The sequence below is a fragment of the Microbacterium sp. Bi128 genome (genome assembly GCF_918698205.1).
This window is the reverse complement of sequence record NZ_CAKKMM010000605.1, coordinates 1-2,919: the sequence shown is the minus strand read 5'-3', so window position 1 is coordinate 2,919 and position 2,919 is coordinate 1. Positions and strand designations below refer to the sequence as shown.

At 65.6% G+C, this 2,919-nt stretch carries 1 protein-coding gene, 1 tRNA gene and 1 pseudogene; 2 read left to right on the top strand and 1 reads right to left on the bottom strand.

Annotated features, from left to right (window positions below; all coding sequences use genetic code 11):
* On the top strand, window positions 1–669 hold a 669-nt coding region (locus LQV45_RS23625; protein WP_230009076.1), incomplete at its 5' end, for a FadR/GntR family transcriptional regulator.
* A 172-nt stretch (window positions 670–841) separates the two neighbouring features.
* On the opposite strand, the gene LQV45_RS23620 is transcribed toward LQV45_RS23625, so the two are convergent.
* Window positions 842–915: transfer RNA gene (locus LQV45_RS23620), tRNA-Arg, on the bottom strand.
* 277 nt (window positions 916–1,192) lie between these two features.
* Here LQV45_RS23620 and LQV45_RS23615 point away from each other — a divergent pair.
* Window positions 1,193–2,919, top strand: a pseudogene (locus LQV45_RS23615) (phosphoenolpyruvate carboxykinase (GTP)); the annotation flags it as partial.

Below are 2,919 nucleotides of genomic sequence, written 5' to 3'. Positions count from 1 at the left end.
CTCCAGTCGGACATCCTGGAGCTGATCCTGGAACGCGACCTGGTTCCCGGCGACCCGCTGCCGACCGAAAACGAGCTGACGGCGGCACTCGGCGTCGGCCGCAACACCCTGCGGGAGTCCTTGAAGGCGCTCCAGGCGCTGGGTGTCATTGAGATCCGCCACGGATTCGGCATGTTCGTGGCGCCGAGCAATTTCGAGGCCCTGACCGACGGGCTCACCTTCCGCGCCCGGCTGTCGCTGCGCCACCAGGGCGAGGAAGCCCTGCAGCTCGTGGAGGTCCGGCAGGCACTCGAATCCGGCCTGGTCGGCGCCGCCATGGACCGGATCAGCGCCGAACAGCTGGCCGCCGTGGAGGAGTCCGTGAACCGCATGGAAGCGCTGGCCGACGCGGGGGAGCCGTTCATCGAGGCCGACGCGGAGTTCCACCGCAGGCTTTTCGAGCCGCTGAACAACGACCTGCTGATCAGCCTGATGGACGTCTTCTGGAAGGTCTACCGCCGTATCCACCTCGAACTCGGCGGGCCGTACGCCGTCGACTTGCAGGCAACGGCCGCAGTGCACCGGGGGATCTATGAGGCTGTCGCAACGGCGGACAAGGCACTCGCCTCCGAGCGGCTCAGCACGCATTTCGACGACATCCGCAACATCATCGTCCGGTCCACGGCCTGAGACCTGCTGCCGGGCCGCTCCGGCCCAACAGCTGCCGCCGGCGCCTAAGGCGGCCGCGCCGGCGCCTAAGGCGGCCGCGCCTAAAGCAGCCGGGCCGGCGCCCTGGCGCCTAGGGCATCCGGCGGTTAAAGCAAAAGATCCGCCCCGGTGAACCGGGGCGGATCTTCATCTGTGCGCCCAAAGGGATTCGAACCCCTGACCTTCTGTTCCGTAGACAGACGCTCTATCCAGCTGAGCTATGGGCGCATTCTCGGCTCTTGGAGAACTTCTCTCTCCCCGAACCTCGAATTACTTTACGCGAGCCCGGGCCCAGTTACAAATCGAAGCGGGTGTAATCTAGCTGACTAGGCCGGTCTACGTGACCTTAGTCACAAAAAGGAGGGATGATGGCCGGCCAGTTCCTTGAATTTCCGCGGTTTTTAATTTGCTCGGCCCCGGTCATCCCACGTCCGGGCCCGAAATAGGCCCCCTGCCGAGCCCTAGCATTTAGGACACACCACTGAACCCGAGGAAGGGAATCGTAATGGGAGATCTGGCGCGACTGCCGTTGCTTGAAAAAGCACCCACCACACATGCCGGTCTACTGGCATGGGTAGAAGAGGTAGCTCAACTGACCCAGCCGGACCGGATCTACTGGGTTGACGGGTCCGAAGCGGAAAACACCCGGCTGACGGACGAGCTCGTTGCCGCCGGCACCCTGACCCGCCTCAACGAGGACCTCTTCCCCAAGTCGTTCGCGGCCTTCTCCGACCCCGCCGACGTGGCCCGCGTCGAAGAGCAGACCTTCATCTGCTCCGAGAACGAGCACGACGCAGGCTTCACCAATAACTGGATGGCCCCGGCGCAGATGAAGGAAAAGCTGCACGGCCTGTTCGCCGGCTCCATGCGCGGCCGCACCATGTACGTGATCCCCTTCGTGATGGGCCACCTCGACGCCGAAGACCCCAAGTTCGGCGTCGAGATCACCGACAGCGCCTACGTTGTCGCCTCCATGCGGATCATGGCCACCATCGGCACCGAGGTCCTGGACAAGATCACCGCGACCAACGCGTTCTTTGTCCCCGCCCTGCACTCCTTGGGCGCCCCGCTGGCCCCCGGCCAGGCCGATGTCCCGTGGCCCTGCAACCCGGACAAGTGGATTGTCCACTTCCCGGAGGAGCGCTCCATCTGGTCCTTCGGCTCCGGCTACGGCGGCAACGCCCTGCTCGGCAAGAAGTGCTACGCCCTGCGCATCGCCTCGGTGATGGCACGCGATGAAGGCTGGCTGGCCGAGCACATGCTCATCCTCAAGCTGACCTCGCCGGAGCAGAAGAACTACTACATCTCCGCCGCCTTCCCGTCGGCCTGCGGCAAGACCAACCTCGCCCTGCTGGATCCGACCATCGAGGGCTGAAAAGTCGAAACCCTCGGGGACGACATCACCTGGATGCGGTTCGGCAAGGAAGGCGAGCTCCGCGCCGTCAACCCCGAGGCCGGCCTGTTCGGCGTGGCTCCGGGCACCGGCTGGGGCACCAACCCCAACGCGATGCGCGCCATCGCCAAGGGCCACAGCATCTTCACCAACGTCGCCCTGACGGACGACGGCGGTGTGTGGTGGGAGGGCATGACCGACGAGGTACCCGCGCACCTGACCGACTGGCAGGGCAACTCCTGGACCCCGGATTCGGACAAGCCGGCCGCCCACCCGAACTCCCGCTTCTGCACGCCGATCGACCAGATCGACATGCTGGCCGAGGAGTACTACAACCCGGACGGCGTGGAGCTTTCCGCGATCCTGTTCGGCGGCCGCCGCAAGACCACCATCCCGCTGGTCACCGAGGCGCGCAGCTGGTCCAACGGCATCTTCATGGGCTCAACCCTGTCCTCGGAGACCACCGCCGCGGCAGCCGGTGCCGTCGGCGTTGTCCGCCGGGATCCGATGGCCATGCTGCCCTTCATCGGCTACGACGCAGGCGATTACCTGAACCACTGGGTCAACCTCTCCGCGAAGGCCAACCCGGAGCGGCTGCCCAAGATCTTCCTGGTCAACTGGTTCCGCCGCAATTCCGAGGGCGGATTCGCCTGGCCCGGATTCGGTGACAACGCCCGGGTCCTGAAATGGGCCATCGAACGCCTCGAGGGCAAGGCCGACGCCGTGGAGACCCCCATCGGGTTCGTCCCCACCGCTGACGCGATCGACCTCAAGGGCCTGGACATGACCCCGGCCCAGGTTGAAGAGGCCGTCCGTGTCGACCCCGCAGAGTGGACCAC